Origin of the sequence: Niveibacterium sp. COAC-50 (genome assembly GCF_013184235.1) — a bacterium.
GTDB classification, from domain to species: Bacteria; Pseudomonadota; Gammaproteobacteria; order Burkholderiales; family Rhodocyclaceae; genus Niveibacterium; species Niveibacterium microcysteis.
Genome location: NZ_JABCJM010000003.1, coordinates 265263 through 287367, shown reverse-complemented (window position 1 = coordinate 287367; position 22105 = coordinate 265263). Strand labels below are relative to the sequence as shown.

General features: G+C 62.5%; 25 protein-coding genes. 6 read left to right on the top strand and 19 right to left on the bottom strand.

Annotated elements, in window-relative coordinates; genetic code table 11:
• Positions 1-3 precede the first annotated feature (3 nt).
• From HH302_RS14465 to HH302_RS14425, 9 genes are all read right to left on the bottom strand, one after another.
• Positions 4-903 carry a cation diffusion facilitator family transporter gene (locus HH302_RS14465; RefSeq protein WP_172202941.1) on the bottom strand — a complete coding sequence of 300 codons (900 nt, stop codon included), beginning with the start codon at positions 901-903 and terminating at the stop codon, positions 4-6.
• Between the two features lie 5 nt (positions 904-908).
• Positions 909-1679 carry a flagellar brake protein gene (locus HH302_RS14460; protein WP_172202940.1) on the bottom strand — a complete coding sequence of 257 codons (771 nt, stop codon included), beginning with the start codon at positions 1677-1679 and terminating at the stop codon, positions 909-911.
• 67 nt (positions 1680-1746) lie between these two features.
• Entirely contained in the window at positions 1747-2043 is a 297-nt protein-coding gene (locus HH302_RS14455; RefSeq protein ID WP_172202939.1) for an EscU/YscU/HrcU family type III secretion system export apparatus switch protein, read from the bottom strand.
• Positions 2027-3166, bottom strand: a complete 1140-nt coding sequence (locus HH302_RS14450) for a flagellar hook-length control protein FliK (protein WP_172202938.1) — start codon at positions 3164-3166, stop codon at positions 2027-2029. Before HH302_RS14450 ends, HH302_RS14455 begins: the two co-directional genes overlap by 17 nt.
• 32 nt (positions 3167-3198) lie before the next feature.
• On the bottom strand, positions 3199-3534 hold the full coding sequence (locus HH302_RS14445; RefSeq protein ID WP_172202937.1) for a flagellar protein FliT: 336 nt from the start codon (positions 3532-3534) through the stop codon (positions 3199-3201).
• Between the two features lie 11 nt (positions 3535-3545).
• Positions 3546-3938, bottom strand: coding sequence for a flagellar export chaperone FliS (gene fliS, locus HH302_RS14440; protein WP_246479612.1), 393 nt, complete (start codon positions 3936-3938; stop codon positions 3546-3548).
• 44 nt (positions 3939-3982) lie between these two features.
• On the bottom strand, positions 3983-5386 hold the full coding sequence (gene fliD / locus HH302_RS14435) for a flagellar filament capping protein FliD (RefSeq protein WP_172202935.1): 1404 nt from the start codon (positions 5384-5386) through the stop codon (positions 3983-3985).
• Positions 5387-5428: 42 nt separating this feature from the next.
• Positions 5429-5884: a flagellar protein FlaG gene (locus HH302_RS14430; RefSeq protein ID WP_172202934.1), complete on the bottom strand. Its 456-nt coding sequence runs from the start codon at positions 5882-5884 to the stop codon at positions 5429-5431.
• A gap of 76 nt (positions 5885-5960) precedes the next feature.
• Positions 5961-6815 carry a flagellin gene (locus HH302_RS14425; protein ID WP_172202933.1) on the bottom strand — a complete coding sequence of 285 codons (855 nt, stop codon included), beginning with the start codon at positions 6813-6815 and terminating at the stop codon, positions 5961-5963.
• On the opposite strand from HH302_RS14425, the gene HH302_RS14420 reads away from it, so the two are divergent.
• From HH302_RS14420 to pseG, 6 genes are read left to right on the top strand one after another with little or no spacing between them, the layout of a single operon-like run.
• Positions 6814-7107, top strand: a complete 294-nt coding sequence (locus tag HH302_RS14420; protein WP_172202932.1) for a hypothetical protein — start codon at positions 6814-6816, stop codon at positions 7105-7107. The two genes, HH302_RS14425 and HH302_RS14420, sit on opposite strands and share 2 nt — an antisense overlap.
• 58 nt (positions 7108-7165) lie before the next feature.
• On the top strand, positions 7166-9256 hold the full coding sequence (locus tag HH302_RS14415) for a 6-hydroxymethylpterin diphosphokinase MptE-like protein (RefSeq protein ID WP_172202931.1): 2091 nt from the start codon (positions 7166-7168) through the stop codon (positions 9254-9256).
• 3 nt (positions 9257-9259) lie between these two features.
• A complete protein-coding gene (gene pseB / locus HH302_RS14410) occupies positions 9260-10255 on the top strand; it encodes a UDP-N-acetylglucosamine 4,6-dehydratase (inverting) (protein WP_172202930.1) in 996 nt (331 codons plus the stop codon).
• Positions 10252-11400: a UDP-4-amino-4,6-dideoxy-N-acetyl-beta-L-altrosamine transaminase gene (gene pseC, locus HH302_RS14405; RefSeq protein ID WP_172202929.1), complete on the top strand. Its 1149-nt coding sequence runs from the start codon at positions 10252-10254 to the stop codon at positions 11398-11400. Before pseB ends, pseC begins: the two co-directional genes overlap by 4 nt.
• Positions 11397-12092, top strand: a complete 696-nt coding sequence (gene pseF / locus HH302_RS14400) for a pseudaminic acid cytidylyltransferase (RefSeq protein ID WP_172202928.1) — start codon at positions 11397-11399, stop codon at positions 12090-12092. The genes pseC and pseF overlap by 4 nt, the downstream gene beginning before the upstream one ends.
• The gene (gene pseG, locus HH302_RS14395; RefSeq protein ID WP_172202927.1) at positions 12089-13126 is read left to right on the top strand and encodes a UDP-2,4-diacetamido-2,4,6-trideoxy-beta-L-altropyranose hydrolase; all 1038 of its coding nucleotides are present in this window, start codon (positions 12089-12091) and stop codon (positions 13124-13126) included. The genes pseF and pseG overlap by 4 nt, the downstream gene beginning before the upstream one ends.
• Here pseG and HH302_RS14390 read toward each other — a convergent pair.
• Genes HH302_RS14390 through HH302_RS14345 form a run of 10 tightly spaced genes read right to left on the bottom strand, consistent with a single transcriptional unit; the run spans position 13105 to position 22105 of the window.
• Entirely contained in the window at positions 13105-13611 is a 507-nt protein-coding gene (locus HH302_RS14390) for a GNAT family N-acetyltransferase (protein WP_172202926.1), read from the bottom strand. The two genes, pseG and HH302_RS14390, sit on opposite strands and share 22 nt — an antisense overlap.
• Positions 13608-14819 carry an acyl-CoA reductase gene (locus tag HH302_RS14385; protein WP_172202925.1) on the bottom strand — a complete coding sequence of 404 codons (1212 nt, stop codon included), beginning with the start codon at positions 14817-14819 and terminating at the stop codon, positions 13608-13610. Before HH302_RS14385 ends, HH302_RS14390 begins: the two co-directional genes overlap by 4 nt.
• Before the next feature lie 7 nt (positions 14820-14826).
• On the bottom strand, positions 14827-15900 hold the full coding sequence (locus HH302_RS14380; protein ID WP_172202924.1) for an acyl-protein synthetase: 1074 nt from the start codon (positions 15898-15900) through the stop codon (positions 14827-14829).
• Positions 15893-17284, bottom strand: coding sequence for an AMP-binding protein (locus HH302_RS14375; protein WP_172202923.1), 1392 nt, complete (start codon positions 17282-17284; stop codon positions 15893-15895). The genes HH302_RS14380 and HH302_RS14375 overlap by 8 nt, the downstream gene beginning before the upstream one ends.
• Positions 17281-18042, bottom strand: a complete 762-nt coding sequence (locus HH302_RS14370) for an SDR family NAD(P)-dependent oxidoreductase (RefSeq protein WP_172202922.1) — start codon at positions 18040-18042, stop codon at positions 17281-17283. Before HH302_RS14370 ends, HH302_RS14375 begins: the two co-directional genes overlap by 4 nt.
• Complete coding sequence (locus HH302_RS14365; RefSeq protein WP_172202921.1) at positions 18011-18589, bottom strand: D-glycero-beta-D-manno-heptose 1,7-bisphosphate 7-phosphatase; 579 nt, start codon at positions 18587-18589, stop codon at positions 18011-18013. The genes HH302_RS14370 and HH302_RS14365 overlap by 32 nt, the downstream gene beginning before the upstream one ends.
• Positions 18586-19317 carry a nucleotidyltransferase family protein gene (locus HH302_RS14360; RefSeq protein WP_172202920.1) on the bottom strand — a complete coding sequence of 244 codons (732 nt, stop codon included), beginning with the start codon at positions 19315-19317 and terminating at the stop codon, positions 18586-18588. The genes HH302_RS14365 and HH302_RS14360 overlap by 4 nt, the downstream gene beginning before the upstream one ends.
• Positions 19301-20305 (bottom strand): kinase, encoded by a 1005-nt coding sequence (locus tag HH302_RS14355; protein ID WP_172202919.1) that lies wholly within the window; start codon positions 20303-20305, stop codon positions 19301-19303. The genes HH302_RS14360 and HH302_RS14355 overlap by 17 nt, the downstream gene beginning before the upstream one ends.
• Before the next feature lie 10 nt (positions 20306-20315).
• Complete coding sequence (locus tag HH302_RS14350) at positions 20316-21254, bottom strand: transketolase family protein (RefSeq protein ID WP_172202918.1); 939 nt, start codon at positions 21252-21254, stop codon at positions 20316-20318.
• Positions 21251-22105: a transketolase gene (locus HH302_RS14345; RefSeq protein ID WP_172202917.1), complete on the bottom strand. Its 855-nt coding sequence runs from the start codon at positions 22103-22105 to the stop codon at positions 21251-21253. The genes HH302_RS14350 and HH302_RS14345 overlap by 4 nt, the downstream gene beginning before the upstream one ends.

Below are 22105 nucleotides of genomic sequence, written 5' to 3'. Positions count from 1 at the left end.
CCTTCAGTGTACGAAGGGCGCCCGCATTGGCTCTACGTGCGTGGTCACCTGGGCGCCAGGAATTGCGGCGCCGATCGCTGCTTCGACGTCGTCGGCAAGCTGGTGCGCGCGCTCGACGGTCCAGTCCGGTGGGACCAGCAGATCCAGGTGCAGGAAGCGATCCTTCCCAGCGCGACGCGTACGAAGGTTCTGCCAGCGCACGCCCAGCTTGACGAAGCCGTCGAGCACAGCGACAGCGCTGGCTTGTTCCTGCGAATCCATTGCCTCGTCCATCAGGCCGCCGATGGCGCCGCGCATCAGGTGGGCGCCTTCCTTGAGGATGTGCGCTGCCACCAACAAGGCGATGACTGGGTCAAGCCACAGCCAACCGGTAAGCGGTACGAGAACGACGCCGACCAGCACACCTACTGTCGTCCACACATCGGTCATCAGGTGTTTTGCGTCGGCCTCAAGCGCGATTGAGTGAAGCCGCCGGCCAGCGCGAAAGAGGGTCTGCGCCGTGGCAAAGTTGATCAGGGTGCTGAGTACCGATAGCGCGAGACCGATATCTAGGCTGCCCAGCGGCTCGGGATGGATCAGGCGCGGCGTGGCCGTAACGGCAATCGCAATGGCCGCGACGAAGATCAGCGTGCCCTCGAAGCCGCTCGAAAAATACTCTGCTTTGCTGTGACCCCACGGGTGTTTGTCGTCCGGTGGGCTGTTCGCAATCAGCAGCATCCACAGGGCGAAGCCCGCACCGGCCAGGTTCACCACCGATTCAAGCGCGTCCGAGAGCAGGCCGACCGAGCCGGTCACCCACCAGGCACCAGCCTTGAGGCTGATCGTGGCGAGCGCTGCGGCGATCGAAAGGTATGCGTAGTGATGTGCGCTGCGCCCGACAGCGGTGGTCGGGGTATCCGTCATTGGCCTTATTGCGCGACGCGCGAGGCGCGGTCGCGCTCCACCTTGAGGATGTAGCGGTGGATGATGTTCGCTGTTGCGGTCTGTAGTCCAACGAACTGGCAGCCTGCGCGCAGCACCTCGGTGCCGTTGCGTTGGGTAACCCGGAAGATGTTGCGGACCTTCAGCGTAATCAGGATCGGCGGGCTGTCGGGAATCTCCAGCCGGCAGTTGGGGATCTCCATGTCCGGATGCAACTGGGCGCCACTCGGCGGCGCGACAATCGCCAAGCCGCCGCCGGAGAGATCGAGCACGCGGGCTTCATAGACGCGATCACCCGTTGCCGTGGGCATCGGAATGAAGCAATTGATCGCGTGTGCGACCGGCGCGACGAGGCGGAAGTACTCGCGGCGTTGCAGCCGAAGGAGTTTGTCTGGGTACTGTGCTGAGAAGGCCGGTGCGTTGTTGTGCTGCACCCGCACCAGGCCTTCGAGGCGGAATTGCACCTTCACGCGATCGAGCTGTGTGATGCAGATGACGCTATCTGCGCGTTCAAGCGCCTCGTTGAGACCCGCGTCGGCAGCCACGTCGAGCACGAAGCTCTGGTCGTTTCCTCCTGCTTCCAGGACGGAAGTCAGCCCGAAGTTCGGTGAATCATCGGGATAGGCTGATATCAGCGCCCGTTTTGCAGCAAGCTGCTTGATCACGAAGCGGACTTCGCGCGGATCTCGCACGAGGTACTGGCTGTATTGACTGTCGGATTCAAGCAGCTCGAAACGCACGTTCGATGAGTTCGGCACAGGAGGTTTCAGTGGTGATGTTTTGCGGACAGACCCTGCGGAAAATATACCACGCAGCGGTGATGCTTCAGGGCTTACCGGACGGCGTGCCGCCTTGTTCGACGCGGTAGAGCCACGCAAGTAATTCGGCGACCGCAATGTATAGGCGAGGAGGGATTTGCGCGTCGAGATCCACGTCCATCAATAGCGATACCAGTTCCGGGGATTCGTGCACGAAAACCCCGGCTTCCTTTGCGCGCTCGATGATCTCGTGCGCGACCAGGCCGCGTCCCTTTGCGACGACTTTTGGTGCCGTATCGCCGGTCTCGTAGGCCAGTGCGACGGCCTGTGCGCGCGGCTGGGCGGTGTCAGCGGACGGTTTCATGTGCCACGGCGGCCCCGGTCAGCGGCACGCCCACCGCGTCGAGCGCGCTCCCAAGCTCATTGAGGGCGGCGTTGAGGCGGCCGACCGATGCTTCCGAATCTGCGGCGAAGTGGATCGCGACACCGGCCGACGTAAGGAACAGGCGTGCCTCGACACCGCCGAGGGAGGGTAGGGTGACGCGAAGCGAGCTTCGCCATTCGGCTGGTTCCTGATCGGCTCCCCGGCCATGCGCGTCGTCGGGCGGTTGTTCGATCCGCCACTCCATGGTCTGCCCCGGCCAGATCTGGCCTTGCCATGTCAGCTGTTGCGTGGTGAGGGCGTCCAGTTGATTCAACACGATCGGCGCCAGTTCGCGCGGCACCATCTGGGACACCAGCCCTTTTTCACTGGTCGATGCAGCGGTGCGGCCGGCGGCGTCGGCAACTTCTGCCCGCTCTGTCTGCGCATTGGTTTGTGCCACCGTCACGGGTCGTGATGGTGCTTGCGTAGATGCCTCGTTTGGCACCCGATTTTGCGCGGTCTGGGCACTAGCAGATTGCTCCGGCCCGGCCGGTAATGCGGTCTGGCCGAGACGGCCCTGCGGTTCAGCAAGAAGCTGGGCTGTGCTGAGTTTGCCTTCCACCCATTGCGCCTGGTGCGCTTCATAGAACATGCCGCTTTGCGCGACCGCGCGTTGCAGCAACGGTGCGAGTTGCGCGCCGTTCTGCGGTGGCCGCTGCAGGATCGGGTTGCCCTCGTTCAGTGCGGTCGGCGATTCGGCGCTTTCCTTGCCGGTGAGCAGCTGGCTGATCAGGCGCGCGGCGGGTGAGAGGTTCGCCTTGGATTGCTCCTGCGCTGCCGGCTCAAGCAACCGAGCAAATACAGCTTGCGGCGTACTGTGGGTGACGACCAGCTCCAGAACGTCGCCATTCTTGACTGATTGCGGCAACGAGAGCGTTAGCGATCTGCCGGCAACGAGAGCCTTGAAAGTGCCGTCTGGCAGTGGCTGAGCGATCTGTGCGGTGAAGCGCTGGCCCGGCGAAAGCTCAGGCGAGACGCTGCGAGTGGGCGTAACGCTTCCGACCTGCGGAAGCGGAAGGTCAAGCAGTGCTCTGAGGCGGGTGGCCAGGTCGGTGGGGATCATGCATCAATGTGCCTGGCTGCCGCCGCTGAGGTTCAGTCCGCTATGGCGCTGTAGGCGGCACGCATCGCCCGCCCGCGCGACGCGCCACCGAGAAGCGTACGCACGCCGTCGAGCCAAGGCTCTGTGTGGCGCCGCACTTCGCGGTCATCGGCGAGGATCTTCTTGATCAGCTCCGCCTTGCGCCGGCGTTCGGCGTCGGACAACGGCGCCGCCGGGCGCTCAAGCGGGTCTAGCGTCAGCAGATCGTTCCGCAGGCGGGTGATCTTGCCTTCCAGTTCGGTAACTCGATCCCAGTCGTTCTCGCGGGCAGCAACTGCCATGTCGGCCGAAAGGGTGCTCATCGTTTCGTACAGGGTCAGCGTCGTCATGCCAGCCTCCCTCAGGCCGCGTTGGCCTGGTCGCGAATCGCTTCCCAGGCGCCTTTGATTTCAAGCAGGAGCCCGGCAACTTCCTTGAGCGCGGGTTCGCTGCTGTGCAGGTTGGCGTAGAGCAGTCGCGAAACCATGTAGTCGTAGAGTGCCGCAAGGCGCTGTGCGAGTTCGCCGCCGGCATTCATGTCGAGACTTGCCTTCAGTCCGCTGTTGATGATCTCGATGGCCTTCGATATGGCCTGGCCCTTTCCGGCAACGTCGTTATGTGCGATCGAAACGGCCGCGCTGTTAACGTTGAGAATTGCGCCGTCGAAGAGCATGACGATCAGCAGGTGCGGATTCGAGGCCGCCACGTTCGACTCAAGTCCGACGCGGCTGTATGCATTGGCGGGTGATTGCATGGTGGGATACATCCTCGGTTCGTTCCGTTATGTGGCCGACGCGCTTATTTCAGGCGGGCGAGTTGTTGTTGTAGGTAGGCGCTCGTGACGTTCATCTGGCCAATTGTTGTGTCGAGCGTCGTGAACTGTTTGCGGTAGCGGTCCTCAATGGCCGTCACGCGGTCCTGCAAGGCGCTGATTCGGCCGTCGAGCGCGCTGATGCTCTTGTTGATCCCGTCTGTGCGCGAGGTGACCAATCCGCCGGTGTCGAGCAGGGCCTTTGCCGTGTTCGAGATGCGCGTCGCAACACCATCGGTACCGGAGACTCCGGTAAAGAGCTGTGAAATGTCTTTTGCGGGATCTGAAATCGCGGCGTTCAATTTGGTGCTGTCGACCGCGAGTGAGCCGTCGGCTTGCAACGAGATCCCGATGTCGCCAAGCCGGGAATAACCCCCCGGCGCCCCGGAAACGGTGTTGACGGTTGCCGTCCGCACCTGTTGCTGAATCGAGCGCACCGAATAGTCGCCGCTCAGTGCCCCCGCAGTCTTCGTGTCTGCGTTGTATGCGGTCAGATCGTGCAAGACCTTGTTGAGGTCGTTGTAGGCCTTGACGAAGGTGTTGATCTTTGAGGCGACCGAAGTCGGATCCTTGGCGATCGTGACGGTCACCGGTGTTCCGGTCGTCTGCTTGGCAAGGTTCAGCGTCACGCCATCAATCGCATCGGTGACAGAGTTGCCAGAGCGGGACATGGCGACGCCGTCGACGCTGAACTGCGCGTCCTGCGCTGCGACCGATTGCGTAACGTTGGCGTCCTTCGTGCCTGGGCCGCCAGTCCCCGCGTAGTCGGTGTAGTTCAGGCCAGATACGCCTGACATCCGGATCTGGTTGCCTGTACCGCCGTTCTGCGAGGTTACGACCAGCCGGTACGGGGTTCCTGTCGAGGTGCCATCATTGATGATGGTGGCTGTTACGCCGAGGCCTGCGGCATTGATTGCGTCTCGCGCCCCCGCGAGCGACTTTCCGGTCAGGTCGATGTCGACGGATTTGCTTTCTGCAAACCCGTCGGCGGCCGTTGCATCGGCCTTGCCGAGTTCAAGCTTGAGGGTGCCGGTGAAGCTTGTTCCTGAGGCAAAAGCAGCCATGACCTTCTGGGCCTGGCTCAGCTGGGTGACTTCAACCTTATACGAACCGGCGACGGCTCCAGTGGTGGCGCTGGCAGTTACGACCGAACTGTCGGTACTTGTTGCCGTGTAGGCGGCAAAGCTTGCCGACGACTTCAGTGCGTCCGAGGCTGTTTGCAGCGACGACACGGCACTCTTGATCTGTCCCATTGCCGACAGCTGGGACCGCAGCCCGCTCTGCTGGTTTTGCAGAATGGTGATCGGACGCTTCTCGACGTTCATCAAACCCGTAAGGAGGGTATTGAGGTCGAGACCTGATCCGATTCCGAGACTACTGAATGAAGCCATGCTACTCACCCTGTCCTGAGTGCCATGCCAGGGGCTTGGCGCTCAGGCCTTCTGTTTCAGGAACACGCCACTTGCTTTCTTCTCGCCGTCCATTCGGTCGAGGGCCTTCGCAATCGCAAGCACCTCTTCACTTGGAATCTGGCGGATCACTTCTTTCGTGGCCGTATCTACGATGCGGACGATCGTGCGGCCAGTGTCTTCATCGATCGAGAATTGCAAGTTACGTGCCATCGGGTCCACGGCCTTTTTCACTTCCTGCATGGCCCGCTCGACCGCCTCGCGATCTGGCTGCTTCTGTGCGGTCTGCGTTTGCGGCGACGCCACTGGCTCAGATGAGTTGTCCGCTTGCGTGATCTTGACGGACTCCGAAGGCAAGACACCGCCGGCAGGACTTGCCTGGGCGGTGGGCCTTGCATCTGCGCTATTCCGTATTGGCGAACCCGACGACGGCGGGAGCGCCCCTGGAGGCGAAGACCCTATAGATGGAATTGTCGTCATGTTGCCTTCTCCTACCCTGTCCGCCTTTGGGCGACCCGGTTAGGGCCGCCCAAGCCGGAGAGATTCGATTTCAGGGTTAGCGGAGCAGGCTCAGTGCCTGCTGCGGGATCGCATTTGCCTGGGCCAGGATTGCGGTGCCGGCCTGTTGCAGGATCTGCAGGCGGGTCAGGTTCGCAGTTTCAGCCGCAAAGTCGGCATCTGTGATGCGGCCGCGTGCAGCGGATTGGTTCTCGACTGCGATCGACAGGTTGCTGATGACAGCCTGGGTGCGGTTGATGGCGGCACCGAAATCTGCGCGGTTGGTTGTAACCGTGTTGATCGCCTTGTCGATGGCTGCGATCGCGCTGAGCGCCTGGGCTGCGCCGAGCGAGGCCTTAACGGCACCACCCACGTTGATGTTGCTGGAGCCAACCGACAGACCGCTACTGGCCATCAGGTTCTTGGTTGTCACCGAGATCTGGTTGTCAGAACTGGTGGCTGCGCCGACCTGGAAGCTGAAGCTCTGCGCCGACGAGTTCGTCAGTGCGAGGTTGTTGAACTTCGTGTTCTGCGCGATCCGGGTGATTTCTTTCTGCAGCGCGACGAATTCAACCGAGATGTTTGCACGGTCGCTGGAGGTGTAAGTGCCGTTGGCAGCCTGCACGGCCAGTTCGCGCATCCGTTGAAGGTTATCGCTGATCTTGGATGCGGTGCCGTCCGCCACCTGCACCATCGAGATCGCGTCGTTTGCGTTACGCATTGCGACGTTCTGGCCGCGGATCGTGGAGCTGATGCGTTCCGAAATCGCGAGACCAGCGGCGTCATCCGCCGAACTGTTGATGCGCAGGCCGGAAGAGAGGCGCTGCAGCGGGTTGGCCAGCTGGGTCTGGGTCGTGTTGAGGTTGCGTTGCGCGTTCAACGAATAAACGTTGGTGTTGATGGTCAGTGCCATGATGAAACTCCTTGTCGTTCCGTTTCCGTATGTATTTGGCAACCGGCTTTGCCGGTTGATTCAAGCGTCGTTGCGCTTGTATTTGTTAGCGACGTTTGCTTGGAAAACTTTAGGAATTTCTTCGGCTTACCAAGCTTTGTGCGCCGCATTAAGTGCTACTACGGCGTATATGCGCTTGGGTTTAGGGGCAGATAAACCTGAGGGTGTGATTTCGGCCGGAAGCTCAGGAATACAGGGGCTTTCCCGTTGTTATCCGGCGCCACAAGCTGCCGGTTCTGGCACACAATCGTAGGTGGTGGCGCCCTATTCGTCCGGGAATAGCGTGGCCAATCAGGAGCGATGGCAACAACATGACTGAAGCTGAAAACACCGCACAGACCGAATGGACGCCGCTACAGGAGGCTTACATCCGCAAGCTGTATGCGACCTATCAGGCGAATCTCTACTTCCTGCGGGAAAATTTCCCGGCCGTTTTCGACACTCTGATGGCCACGCAGTTGCCCGCGCCATTCGAGGTGAGCCCGGACGCAGGCATCACGATCTTTAGCGGCAAACATGCCGGTGGTGTGCGCGACTTCACCGACCTGGGCCGGGTACTGCTGCGCGAGTTCGAACTGGCCACTGACGGAACTCGCATCTGGGTGGAGGCCGGTTACCTCGAGAACCCGGCAGAGATCACCGATTACGCGACGAATCCGGACTTCTTCCGCCCGGTTGAACAGGTGTATCGCGGGGAGATCGTTCGCCGCTTCCAGGCGCGCTGCCCGTCGCCGGAACAAAGACACCGGCGGCCCGTGTTCGGCGACCACGTGCAACCGGTGGTGATCGTGTTCGGCAGCGGCTTCGGCTGGCACCTCGAACGTCTTGTCGATGAGTACGAGATCTTTCACTTGTTCATCGTCGACACTGATGTCGAACGCCTGAACATGTCGCTGTACTTTGTTGACTACATCGCTCTGCACCAACGTTTCGAGCGCAACGGTCGAAGTTTCTCGATTGCGTTGCATGATGACAACGAACTGCTGGCGGCGAGTGTGCTCGCGACAATCCAGAAGCACGCCGCGCCGTACATGGTCCAAGGGGCGGCGCTGTTCTTCCACGATTACGACTCCGAACGCGTTCACGACCTGTGGGAGCGCATCAGCGCCGACATGGGCAAGCTGTTCCGGGGCTGGGGCTTCTTTGACGATGAGATGCTCGGCCTGCGACACGCCGTGGAGAACGCGCTGGCACGCCGCCCGGTTTTTGTGGGCGGCGCGTCGGTGCCAGACGACGCGGTTGCCGTTGTAGTAGGCGCTGGCCCCTCGCTCGACACACTGCTGCCGGTGTTGCGGGCGTACCGCGATCGTGTTGTCGTGTTCTCTTGCGGTACCGCGATCTCGGCACTTGCCAATGCCGGCGTTGATCCGGACTTTCATGTGGAGATCGAGCGGACCGCCGCCACCTACCGAATTCTTGACACACCGCGGACCCGTGCGGTGCTCGCGCGCACCCCGTTGCTGACCTCCGCGATCATGTGTCCCGCAGTATTTGATCTGTCGCCGAACCCGGCCATGTTTCTCAAGGACATCGACTTCGGCTCGAACATGCTGGACTTCGACCGTCGTTTGCCGCGGGTACGTACCAATCCAACCTGTACAAATGGGGGACTGGATCTGGCGCTGCAAATGGGGTTCCGCAAGGTCTTCCTGTTCGGGGTCGATCTCGGCTTCCATCCGGACGGTGTACACCACTCACGCAACTCGATCTACTACAACGGCGAAGCGAAGGAGGGCTACCTTGCAGGGGTGGTCGCCGGCACGCACTGGATGCACAGCAATGGCAAGCCGGTACCCGGCAATTTCTGCGAGACCGTCTTGTCGACCGATCAACTGACGTACTCGCGGGACATCCTCCAGGTGTCTATCGCGGCGCACCCTGACGCGGTTGTTTACAACCCGAACGACGGTGCCCGGATCGCCTGGACTGAACGAATCCAGCCGGAAGAGATTCACATCGACGCAACGCCAGAATCTCGGCAGCTTTCAATTGCCGCAGTATCGCGAGCGTTCATGCGGGGTGTTCTCGACGACATGCCGGGCAATATCGCCAACCTGTTGGCCCAACTCGATGCGGTGATTGAAGACTTGTCGGAACTCTTCGCGCGGCCGATCACGCGTAAAGCAGATCTGTTCGTTCGGCTGGCCGACATGCATACCTACTTCTTCCTGCCTCGCCATCAAGAGAGTCAGGTATTTCCGCTCGTGCGGGGTTCGATGCAACACATGGGACGCTTTGCCAATGACTGTTTTTCGCTGATCAAAGACGAGGCGGCAGCGATTGAATACGGTCGGGAAGTCTTCGACCTCCTGCTCGACTTCCTCAAGGCGGGGCGCGAGAACATCCTGGCATTGCACACCCTCGCAAGTACGGGGAAACTCCCGGACAAACAGGAGGTGTGATTGATGTTCCAAGACAAGAGCATTCTGGTAACAGGTGGCACAGGGTCCTTTGGGCGGCGCTTCATTGCCACCGTGCTGGAGCGCTACAAGCCACGGCGCCTGATCGTCTTCTCGCGTGATGAACTCAAGCAGTACGAGATGGCGCAGCAGTTCACCGATCCGTGCATGCGCTACTTCCTGGGTGACGTGCGAGACGGTCAACGCTTGATCCAGGCGATGCGCGATGTCGACTACGTCGTGCACGCGGCGGCGCTCAAACAAGTGCCGGCAGCTGAGTACAACCCGATGGAGTGCATCAAGACCAATATCCATGGCGCGCAGAACGTGATTGAGGCTGCGCTGGCGAACGAAGTGGAGAAGGTCATTGCGTTGTCGACCGACAAGGCTGCGAACCCGATCAATCTGTACGGTGCGACTAAGCTTGCCTCCGACAAACTGTTCGTTGCCGGCAACAACCTCGCAGGGCGCCAGCGCACACGTTTTTCGGTCGTGCGCTACGGCAACGTCGTCGGTTCGCGCGGTTCGGTTGTTCCGCTTTTCAAGAAGCTGGTTGCGGACGGGGTGGCCGAGCTACCGATCACCGATCTGCGCATGACCCGTTTCTGGATCACGCTCCAGGAGGGCGTTGATCTGGTGCTTGAGAGCTTTGCCCGTCTGCATGGTGGCGAGGTCTTCGTGCCGAAGATTCCCTCCGCCCGGATCGGCGACCTAGCGGACGCCATCGCGCCAGGGCTCGCCCGCAAGATTATCGGTATCCGGCCCGGCGAGAAGCTCCACGAGGTGATGGTTCCGGTGGATGATGCTTTCCACACGCTGGAGTTTCCGAATCACTACGTGATCAAACCGAGCATCCAGTTCGTGACCGAGCCCGAATACGAGATCGATGCAACGGGCGATCGCGGTGTGCCGGTGGAAGATAGTTTTGAATACAGCTCTGGCACCAATCCGGAGTTCCTGACCGTCGACGCGATTCGCAGTCTCCTCGACCGCGCAACATGATCCCGTACGGCCGCCAGAGCATTTCGCACGAAGACCTGGCCGCAGTTGAGGCAGTCCTGCGATCTGACTGGCTAACGCAGGGGCCAGCGGTGCCGCGCTTTGAGGCGGCGGTTGCCGATTACGTCGGCGCTCGCCATGCAGTCGCCGTTAACAGTGCAACGTCCGCGCTGCACATCGCGTGCGCAGCGCTTGGCGTTGGTCCCGGTTCACGAGTCTGGACGGTGCCGAATACCTTTGTGGCGTCGGCCAACTGCGCGCGTTATTGCGGCGCCGAAGTCGGATTTGTCGATATCGATTCGCGCAGTTATTGCATCGACGCAGCTGATCTTGAACGGCGCTTGCAAGCCGCGCGCGCATCAGCGTCGCTACCGGATGTGCTCGTCAGTGTCGATTTCGCCGGGCAGCCCTGTGACTACGAAGCGATCGCAAAGTTGAAGGCGGAGTTTGGCTTCCGGGTCATCGAAGATGCTTCACACGCGATCGGGGCAACACTGGGCGACTTGCGCGTTGGTGCGCTACCGGTAGCCGATATCACGGTGTTCAGTTTTCACCCGGTGAAGATTGTGACCTCAGCCGAAGGAGGCATGTTGCTGACAGCCGATGCGCGCATTGCTGATTCGGCCCGGCGGCTTCGCAGCCACGGGATTGAGCGCGAACTGACTCGTTTGGAGAACAAGGACGAGGGCGGCTGGTACTACGAGCAACAGGAACTTGGCTGGAACTACAGGATCACCGATCTTCAGGCCGCGCTGGGCGCCAGCCAGGTCGCAAGAATTGACGCATTTCTTGCGCGGCGCCGCGCGTTGGCGCTGCGCTACGACAATGCGCTCGCGGCCTTGCCGCTTCAGCGGCCGTGGCAAAGGCCCAATGCACTGTCGGCGTATCACCTCTATCCGATACTGCTGCGCGATGCGGAGCAGCGCCGGCAGGTGTATGAGCGCCTTCGCGAAGCAGGAATCGGCGTGCAGGTGCATTACCTCCCGGTTCATCTGCAGCCTTACTACCGTGCTCAGGGCTTTGCGCCGGGCGACTTCCCGGTTGCCGAGTGGTACGCCGACCGCACCTTGTCGCTCCCGATCTATGCGGATCTCACCGATTCTGAGCAGGATCGTGTTATCGCCACGCTTACTGAGGTGCTCCGGTGAGGCTCTGCGTAATCCCCGCGCGCGGCGGCAGCAAGCGCATACCCCGCAAGAACATCCGATCCTTCGCCGGTCGTCCGATGATCGCGTGGTCAATCACGGCGGCGCTTGAGAGCAAGCTGTTCGACCGGGTCGTGGTGTCGACCGACGATGCGGGTATCGCCGCCGTGGCGCAGGAGTGGGGCGCCGAAGTGCCCTTTATTCGCCCGCCCGCCTTGTCGGACGACCATGTCGGCACGGCGCCTGTCGTGGTTCACGCGATTGACTGGCTGGCCGCGTCGGGCGAAGCGCCCACGACCGTCTGCTGCCTGTATGCCACCGCGCCCTTCGTTCGCGCGCAGGATCTTGTTGAGGCCGAATCGACGCTGCAGGAGAGTGGTGCGTGTTTTGTCTTTACTGCGACGACCTTTGACTTCCCGATCCTTCGTGCGATCACGTTGAACGCGGATGGTGAGTTGGGGCCGATGTTTCCCGAGCACATCGGGAAACGTTCGCAAGATCTTCCGGAAGCCTTTCACGACGCTGGCCAGTTCTACATCGGTGACGCACAGCACTGGCGCGACAACGTGCCGATGTTCGGTCCGCGTTCCCGCATGTTCCTGTTGCCGCGCCATCGGGTGCAGGACATCGACACTGAAGAGGATTGGCGCCGGGCTGAGTGGCTGTTCCGCGCGATGCGCGAAGCGGGCGAATGAGGGTCGTTTTCCGCGCCGATGCATCAGCTGTGATCGGCCATGGCCATGTCATGCGCTGTCTCGCGCTCGCAGAAGCGTTGAAAAAGCTGGGCGCGGAGTGCGTCTTTGTCAGCCGGCCGGGGGGAGAAGCAGCCGCCACGGCCATCGGCGCTGCGGGAGTTCCGCTACATTTGATCGACGCCGCAGAGAACGATCAGCGTGCCGACGTGGCGGCAACGTCTGCGGCACTGGGGTGCCGTCCGGATTGGCTGATCGTCGATCACTACCGGCTCGATGCCGCTTGGGAAACGGCGATCGCGGATGAGGTTGGTGCGGTGATGGTGATTGATGACCTCGCCGATCGACCACATCACTGCCAACTGCTACTCGACCAGAATTGGCACGACAGCCCGGTTGTGCGCTATGCCGGGCTTGTTCCGGCGCAATGCGAGACGCTTTTCGGCCCGGAATGGGCGCTGCTGCGGCCGGAGTTCTCTGCAGCACGTTCGCAGCTGCGCCCGCGCCGGTCGGAAGTCGTGCGGATTCTGGTTTGTTTTGGCGGCGCCGATGCACCGAACGCAACGGGACAAGTGCTGCAAGTGATGGGCGAGCTTGGGCGGCGTGTCGAACTCGACGTTGTCGTCGGCGCGGGCAACCCGCACCAGGCTGGACTTCTCGATCTGTGCGCCGGGCTGCCGCAGGCACATCTCACTGTGGGCGCGCGCGACATCGCGCAACGCATGCTGGCGGCCGATCTGTTCATCGGCGCCGGCGGCAGCATGACTTGGGAGCGCGCTTGCCTTGGGCTGCCGGGCATCACGATTGCGATTGCTGACAACCAGCTCGCGCTCAGTCGCCGGCTCGCCGAAGCAGGCGAGGGGGTTGATCTGGGCATGCTGTCGGGCGACGCGTTGGCCCGGTTGCCGGCCGTGCTCGAGTCGATGTTGGCCGATCCCGTGCAGGTGCAAGGCATGGGCGCTGCCTTGGCACGTCGTTGCGATGGTTTGGGGGCGAGCCGTGTGGCGCAGCGCCTCTATGGCTTGCGCGCGAGCTGAACCACCTCGAATACGGCCTCGCCGCGCCGGCGCTGGTAACGGCCGGTCTCGCGAAAACGGTGTCGCAAGTGCATCTGAAGTACGGCGGTGTTGAAGGTAAAGACTTCGCAACGGACTTCGCTTGCGCCGAGCTGTGTCTGGGCCCAGGCGAGGGAGGCGAGCTCCATGCCGTTCCAGGCGCGAAGCCGTTCCAGGCCATCCGAAAAGCCATCGGGATCGAGATAGAAACCCCAAAGCCAGGCCGTGTCGTCATCGGCGCAGCGCGAGAAGGTCACTACGCCGCAGGGGGTGCCACCATGCTCGATCACCAACAGATGGTAGTCGTCGCGAACCTTCAGGCTAGTCCACCAGCGGGCGTGCTCGGCTGCGCTGATCTCGTGATCCGTGAACATCACGCGGCGTACTTCCGGATGGTTGCGCCAACGCAGGATTGCTGCTGCGTCGGCGTCGATCGCCCTGCGCAGCACTGTGCCTTGGGCGCTCATGCGATCACCACGTGCCGTGAGAACGCCATCAGCAGATCGTGCCCGTCCCAGTAGTCGCTAAAGCGTAGTGCCTCGCCAATCGGCACGACGCGGTCCACCGCGCGGTCTGGCAAGGTCTGCGCCCACGCTGCGAGCGTCGCGCGGTCGAAACCGAAGTATGCGACGGTCTGATCCGGTGCAGCGAAGAGCTCACGGGTCTCCGCGAGGGTGTCGCGCGAGACTTCGCAGAACAGCCCGTAGCCGCAGTGCGCGCCCCGCATCTCCGGCGTGAAGGCCTGTACTGCGAGCCGCAGCGGCCAGTCGTCCAGGCGTCCAGTCAGTTTGATCTCTGCGGGTGCCGCCGCACGGTGTGCAGCGACGAGGCGATTTGCGAGCTCACTGGCGTCCGGCGTCTCTGCGCGGCGCGCCAGCTCTTCGCGCACGGCATGCCAGAAGCGGGTCTGAGCCTGCGCGATCGTCGCGGAGCCGCCGACCCAGATCACCGCGCGTGGTGAAGAGCAGGCTTGTTGGGCAAACCAGAATGCATCGTTGTGGAAGGCGCTGGCGACCCGTGCAAGCGTGTCGTCGTCTGCCGCCATGACCGCTTCGGCATTGATGAGTGCCCACGACTGACGATCGGGGAAGACAAGCTCCGTCGCCAGCGGTGGCAGGGCAATGCCTCGGAAGTGGGCGACCGTCTCGTTCCCGCCCCATACAACGCGCAGATCACAGTGTGCGGAGAGTGCCGCGCTCACAGTGTCGTCGCGTTCATAAGCCACTACCGCGTTGCAGGCGGCTACCTGCGGATGGGCGGCGAGTGTGTCGCCGAGCAGCTTGAGCAAGGTCGCACGGTGCGCGTTATCGCGACGAGAAATCCTGACGATGTTTCGGTTACCGCAGAGCAGGGAAAGGAACCAGCTGTAGACAAACACGGCGTCGACGTTTGCCGGCGCAACATGAAAAACGACGCCGCGCGGGCGCAGCACGCCGTTAGCGGCAAGCGCTTCATGTCTGCGCCGCAGCGTCTCGATGGCCGCAGGGCGGAACCAGTAGCCCAAGGCGACCAGTTCGGGGGCACTGCGCAGCGCATGGTCCTGCAGCAAGCGTGCGGAGAAATCGGCCAGGAATGCGAGCGTGCTTGCGTCGAAGGCGTGCAGCCTGTTTGCCGCGAGGCCGTCGAGCTGGGCGTGCGCATCGCCATCGCTGCGGGAGGGGAGAATCAGATCCATAGGCATCTCACGCCGGCCGTGTGTCGCTGCAGCCGCGAAGCTCCGCGCGTGGCAGACGGCCGTCCACCCGGAGCGTACGGCCCATCCTGCCGCACGGGCAGTCATCTTCACCGAGAACTGCACCGATATCTTCGGTCAGCAGGCTGTGGCCAGGGTAGCTCCGCGGCAGTTCGCTCAGGAGTTGGATCACCCCGGTCTCGCCCATCGGCATGGGGGAGAGCGTTATCGGGTCGCGCACAATGACTTCGGCGTAGTCCGGCGTATGCAAGCGGCCCGCCTCGCACTCGATGAAGATCGAGCCTACCTGTTCGGCCATTCCGTAGTAGTTGTGGACCTGTTGAATGCCGAGCGCATCGGCAACGGCATGTTTGAACTGTGTGTTGTCCACGCGCTGATCTACAAGCCGCTTCCAGCCGCCACCATGCAGTAGAACGCTTCCTGATGGGAAGGCGAGCCGCTCGCCCCGTGCGCGCAGTGCCTGGACCAGATCACGCCATACAACAAAGGTAAAGCCGAACACCAGCACGGGTTCGTCGCTGAAGCGCGCGAGAAACGCCTTCACCGCATCGAGATCGAGCGCCAGATCGGGCGCCAGCGCATAAGTGTGATGCCGCCCGAAATTGCCGAAACCCAGCACTGCCGCACCGCGCACAGACAGCGCTTCGCCGGAACGCAGCAGATCAATCCGGTCCACCACGAGCATTGGGCGGCGTGCGCGGCCCAGCACATCGCTGACGATGCGCGCGAGTGCTTTGGTCTGCGCGGCGGCCGTTTCGCGGTCTAGCAGCACGCGTGATGGCAGGCTCCCGCTCGTACCCGAGGATCGCAACTCGCGGATGATTTCTTCGTCAGGAACGCTGGCAAGTCGAAGGTGTTTGAAGAGGCCGACGGGAAGCCACGGCATGGCCTCGAGCGTGCTGGCCTCGCGCCAGTTGCCATGGAGCCCCTCGAGCATCCGAGCGTAGGGCGTGCAGTGGGTGTGGTGATGAAGGGTGAGCGCCTGAAGGCGGCCGAGCAGGCGCCCGCGCTTGTCCGATTGTCGGGTTGCAAATGGCCCCACCGGCTGTTCGTTGTCAGCCATGGCGCGCCGCCTTCAATCGCTCGCGCAGCGCTGGGTAATCGAGCTTGCCAGTGCTGGTACGCGGAAGCACGTCGAGGCTGCAGACACGCAGCCCACTCGGGTGCACGCCGAGCGTGTTGCGCAAAATCTCCAGCACCTCGCCTTCGCGTGCGGGTTGAGTCAGCACCACGCGCAGGGCGTCGTCTTCGTCCAGCGCAGCCGCTGCGCACCCCAACTGCGTTGCAATGAGGGCTTCCACCTCGTCCAGGTTCACGCGATTGCCAAATACTTTGGCGATACGCTTGATCCGCCCTGTCAGCCAATACACCCCGTCCTCGTCCTGCCGGGCGAGGTCGCCGGTGCGCAACACACCATGCAGCGTATCGCCCAGCGCGAGATCGTCGCGAGATTCGGCGTAGCCGAGCATTACGTTCGGGCCGCGATAGAGAAGCTCTCCGTCGTCGGCAATCGAAAGCGCGCCACCGGGAATCGCCTGGCCGATGGCGCCGATCTTCGATGCGAGCAAGTCGGGTGGGAGATAAGCAATCCGAGCGGTTGCCTCGGTTTGTCCGTACATCACGAAGAAGCGCCAGCCGTGGGCATCTGCAGCCTGCCTGAAGTGCTCGGTGAGCTCCGGCGACAAGCGGCCGCCGGCTTGTGTCAGCGTGCGCAGCGTTGGCAAGTCCATGCGTTCGATGCGCAGGCGCGCAAGCATCTGCCAGGTAAACGGCACCCCCGCCAGCGAAGTCACGCCTCCGTCACGGAAGAGGTTCCAGAACGGGCGGGTGGTTACGGCGTCATCAGTTAGCAACAGGGCTGCGCCAACGTGCAAATGGCTGTTTATGACCGAAAGGCCGTACGAGTAGTGCATGGGCAGCGTCGTGATCGGCCGCTCGGCGCTTCCAAGAGCAAGGTATTCAGCGATCGACGCGGCGTTCGCGGCGAGGTTTGCGTAACTCAGGCGCACCATCCGCGGGCTGCCGGTGGTGCCCGAGGTTGAGAGTAGCAGCGCCAGATCGACATGGATCGGGCGAGCGTCACTGTCGCAAAGCACCACGCGCTTGCCCTGCCAATTGCTGCCGGCACGTTCGTGCAGACGCTCTTCCGGGCCGAGCAGCCAGTCGGGGCGATAGCGCTCCAGCAATGCGTCGAGCGCTCCGTCGGCGATCGTTTCGGGCAGCAGTGCCAGGCAGTCGCCCGCGCGCAGCGCGCCGAGATAGGCGGCCACGCTTTGAACATCATTCCTGCACAGCAGGAAGCCGAGGCGCTTCTGCTTTCGCTCGCCTAGCACGGCGTTGAACTGGTCGCACGCGTATCGCAGGTCAGCGTAGGTAATCGCGTCTGGCGGGGCGCCGGCTATCAGGGCCGGCGCGTCAGGATCGCCGGCCAGAGACCAGAAGCTCATGCCTGCATGCCGCCGTCGACGCCGAGGATCTGGCCGGTGACGTAGACGGAAAGGTCCGAAGCAAGGAATAGGGCGGCGTCGGCCACTTCGTCGGCGCTTCCTGCTCGTCCCATACCGATGCTGGCCATGACGCGTGTGCGGATCGCCTCGTTGTAATGGGCGGTCATTGCGGTATCAATGAAACCTGGCGCGATTGCGTTCACACGGATGTGTTTCGGTGCGAGCTCCCGCGCGGCGGATTTGGTTGCCCCGATGACGGCAGCCTTGCTTGCTGCGTACAAGGTCTGATTCGCGCCGCCTGCTACGCCGATGATGCTCGTGAGGTTGATGATACTGCCGCTGCCATGGCGCGCCATCAATCGCGCCGCGTACTGCATGTGGTGGATTGTTGCGGCCACGTTAACCTGCAGGGTGTGTTCGATTGCCTCTGCGCTGATCATGCCCAGCGGTGCGTCCTGCATGATGCCGCCTGCGTTGACGAGAATATCCATGCGCTTGTACGTGTTCGCAAAGCCTTTCAGCGCCGCGTTGATCGCATCAGGATCATCGAGGTCATAGGCCAGTGTCGTCAGCGGGGAGAGCCCTTCGGCCCGCAGCGTCTCGATTTGCGCGGCAAGACGCTCGGCATTGCGCGATGCCAGCGCGACGCGTGCGCCCTGCATCATCAGCTTGCGCGCGATGGCGCCGCCGATGCCACCGGTGGCGCCGGTTACGAGTGCGATACGGTCACTCAGATTCAAGCTGGTGTCGGAATGCATGGGGCGACAGGTATTCGATGGCGTCGGAGAGGCGCTCGATCCGAGCACTGGCGTGTGGATCATCTGGCGCACGGTGCAGCGGATCGTACAGCAACCGGCATCCTACGCCTGCGCGTGATCCAGCCTCGGTATCACTTGGTTTGTCTCCGACCAGGACCGAGGCGGCGAGATCGATTTTTAGCTCGTCGCGTGCGCGGAACAACATGCCAGGGGCCGGTTTGCGGTCCGGGGATTCACGACGGTAGGCACCGAGGCCATGCTGCGGATGACAGGGACAGTGATACACGGCAGACAGCGGAGCGCCGGCTTCCGCGAACTGAGTGCGCATCCACTGCATCAACGTATTGAACTGTGCCTCGCTGAAGTAGCCGCGACCGATCCCAGCCTGATTGGTGACGATTACAACGCGGTAGGCACTGGCGTGCGCGGCCCGTGCAAGTTCGAAGATGCCGGGGATAAAGCGGATGTCTTCGGCCCGATGGACATAGCCCGGGTCTTCGTTGATCACGCCGTCGCGATCAAGGAACAGGGCGCCACCGTGACTCATGCGACGTGCGCGAAGAATTTGGCGCCGGCGGCATAGGTTTCCGGCGTCCCGATGTCGATGAAGGGCCGTGACTCACATCGCACGGCAATGCGTCCGTCCGTATAGGCGGGGAACACTTCCCGTTCTAGCGATACCGGCCGGCCAGCGGGTATTGCGGCGATGACTTCATGCTCTAGGAGGTAGATTCCGGCATTGATCCAGCCGCAGCCTCCGGCGTCTTGTTTTTCACGGAAAGCGCTGACGTATCGCCCATCCCGATCGAACTCAAGCGCGCCGTAGCGCGAAACGTCGGTGACCTGTACGGCGCCGAGCGTAATGGCGGCACGCGCGGCACGATGCGTCGCGAGCAGGGCTGCAAGATCTGCATCGACGAACGAGTCCCCGTTCATCACGAGTACCGACGTGCTCTCAAGCAACGGCAGTGCATGCCTTAGTGCGCCGCCGGTGCCAAGCGGTGTCGGTTCGACGGACGAGAGTATCTGGGGGCCACGCTCGCAGCGCCACTGGTCCAAGACCGGCGCAGCGGAGTCGGCGAGATGGCCTAGCGCGAAAACGATCCGCCGAACCCCAGCCCGCCGCAACTGTCGAAAGATCCGTGCGGCAAAGGGCTCGCTCCCTACGGTCGCAAACGCCTTCTGGCGGTCAGCAACGACGCTGCGCAGCCGCGTACCGAGACCACCGGCAAGGACAACCGCATCGATCCCTGAGAGCTCAAGCGAGTTCATCATCGAAGGGTGCGTAGTAGACAATTTGGCTGCCTTGCGTGTCGAAGCGGAAGGGCACGCAGAGCAAGTGCCCGAGCGCTTCGCGGATCGCCGCGTGGCGTTCGGGTTCGGCGATGAACAGCATGAAGCCGCCACCGCCCGCACCCAAGAGTTTGCCGCCCGCCGCCCCGGCCTTGATACCGGTTTCGTAGATTTGGTCGATGGTATTCGTGCTGATCAGGTGCGACAGCTGTTTCTTTACTTGCCACTGTTCATCCAGCAAGCAACCGAGCTCAGTAATCGGTTGATCCACGTTGACGAGAATCCGCACCGATTCATCGACGATCTCGCCCATGCGCGACAGCTCGCTCGCCTTCTTCGGCGTCGCCTTGACCTGCTCGGCGGCGATCTCGCTGGCCTGGCGCTGAAGGCCGGTGAAGAACAGCAGCATGTGCTTCTGCAGATCGGCGAGGCGGGACGCGGACAGGATCACCGGTTCGACAATTACCTCCTGCTGGCCACCGAAGTGGATCAGGTTGAGTCCGCCAAAGGCAGCTGCCGTCTGATCCTGAGAGCCAACCTGCTCGCCCAGCACGTTCTGCTCAATGTGAATGGCCTTGACCGCGAGTTCGCGCTTGGTCGGCATGCTGTGCGTGAGCGCATGTAGGCTGTGCAGCATGCCGACGGTGAAGCTGGAACTTGATCCGAGCCCGGACATCGCGGGCAGATCGCCGTGGTGCACGATGTCGATGCCGCGCTCGACGCCCATGTAGCGCAGGCATTCGCGGATTGCCGGGTGCTTGATGTCGTCGAGGCAATTCACCTCTTCGCGCTTGTAGTAGCGGATGCGGTACTTGTAGTCGAAGAAGGGCGGCAGATAGCGCAGCGTGATGAAGCTGTACTTGTTGATCGAGGTGCTGAGCACCTTGCCGCCGTGCTCGCGGTACCACACGGGGTAGTCAGTGCCGCCACCGAAGAAGGAAATGCGGAGCGGGGTCCGGCAGATGATCATGGCAGTCCCCTCAGGCGAGTGCAGCGTGATGTTGCAGGATGCGATCGAGCACCTGCGCGCGGCCGATGCCGGCAGCGTCGTGGATCTGGTCGCGCGAACCGATTTCGAAGATGTAGCGATCTCCGACGCCCATTGCTTCGAGCTTGCCGCCGGCCATGCGCCGCAGCGTGTTCTCGATGCTGCGATCGAGCACCGCCTCTTGAAGCAACAGCGTGCGCGGTACGTGCGCAAGCTCGGCTTCCAGCGCTGCGGTGTTGACGCAGTTGTAGGCGACGAGATCGATCAGCAGCGGATCGATGCCTTGCGCGCGGAGTTCGGGCAGCAGGCTCCATGCGACATGGCTCATGTAGCCGGTACTGACGATGGCCAGATCGCGACCGGCGTTCAACACCCGGAAGCCGCGCTCGATCAGGCTATCGTTGCCAGCGTCGCACACCGGCTCGTGCGGCTTGGCGTCGAAGCGCAGGTATTTGATGCCTGGCTTGGCGAGACAGTGCTTTGCAAACAGTGGCGCCTGGGTGTGGTCGCTGAGCGAATACACCGACAGGTTCGGCAGCGCCGACATCACCGCGAGGTCTTCGATGCAGTGATGTGTCGGGCCGGAAACGTCGTAGCTGAAGCCTGCGCCAACACCAACCAGCGTCACGTTCATCGGCCGCAGTTGCGACAGGATCGCGAGGCTCACCCTGATCTGCTCGAAGCATCGCATCGTGATGAACGGGGCGATGGCGTAGCCGATCACCCGGAAGCCCTCGAGCGCGAAGCCGGTCGCGAGGTTGATCAGGTTCTGTTCGGCGATGCCGACGTTGACGAAGCGGTCCGGGAACTCGGCGCGGATTGCGTCGATCGCTGGCGCACCGAAGTCGGCCGACAGCAGCACGACATCGGGCGAAGCCCGCATTTCTTCGAGCACCGTCGCGAGGAAGGTGTCGCGCATCGTGGTCTTCATGGCGCACCTCCGTCGCCGAGGATCGCGTCGATTTCCGCGCGACCGACGCCCATCACATGTGCAAGCGGTGCGTTCTCGAGCGATGCGACGCCCTTGCCCTTGAGCGTATTGGCAATCAGCACTTTCGGCTTGGGCGAATCGGAGGCGAGCAGCGCCTCGAAACCGGCGAGCAGCTGCGCGACGTCGTGGCCGTCGTCGACGGTATGTGTTTGCCAGCCGAAGGCGGCGAACTTTGCATCGAGCGGGTTCAGGTTCACGACGTTGTCGGTGTAGCCGAGCATCTGGCGGCCGTTGCAATCGACCATCGCGATCAGGTTCTTCAGCTGGTGGTGCGCGGCGAACATCACTGCTTCCCACACTGCGCCTTCATTGAGTTCGCCATCGCCAAGCAGCACAAAGGTCCGCTGTGGCTTGCCCTTGGTGCGCAGTGCCAGCGCGGTGCCGCAACCCACGCCGAGGCCGTGGCCGAGCGATCCGTTGATCGTCTCGTAGCCGGGGATGATCGGGTCCGGAATGCCGCCGAGGAAGCTACCCGGTTTGCACACGGTTTCGAGCGCAGCCATAGGGAAGTAGCCACAATCGGCGAGGATCGGGTACATGCAGATTGATCCGTGGCCCTTGCTGATGATGATTCGATCGCGCTCGGCGTGGAGCGGTTCGTCGGGCGTGATTCGGGCGATGCCGCTGTAGTAAAGCACTGTCAGCAACTCGACCGCCGACAGCGAGGATGCGACGCGAGTCTCCGGTGCGCGGCGGTGGATCGCCAGGGTTTGCTCACGCACCCAGCGTGCCTTGTCGGCGAGCAGATGCGCCCGCGTGGCGGGATCGTGGAATTCGGCTCGAGCGTTCAT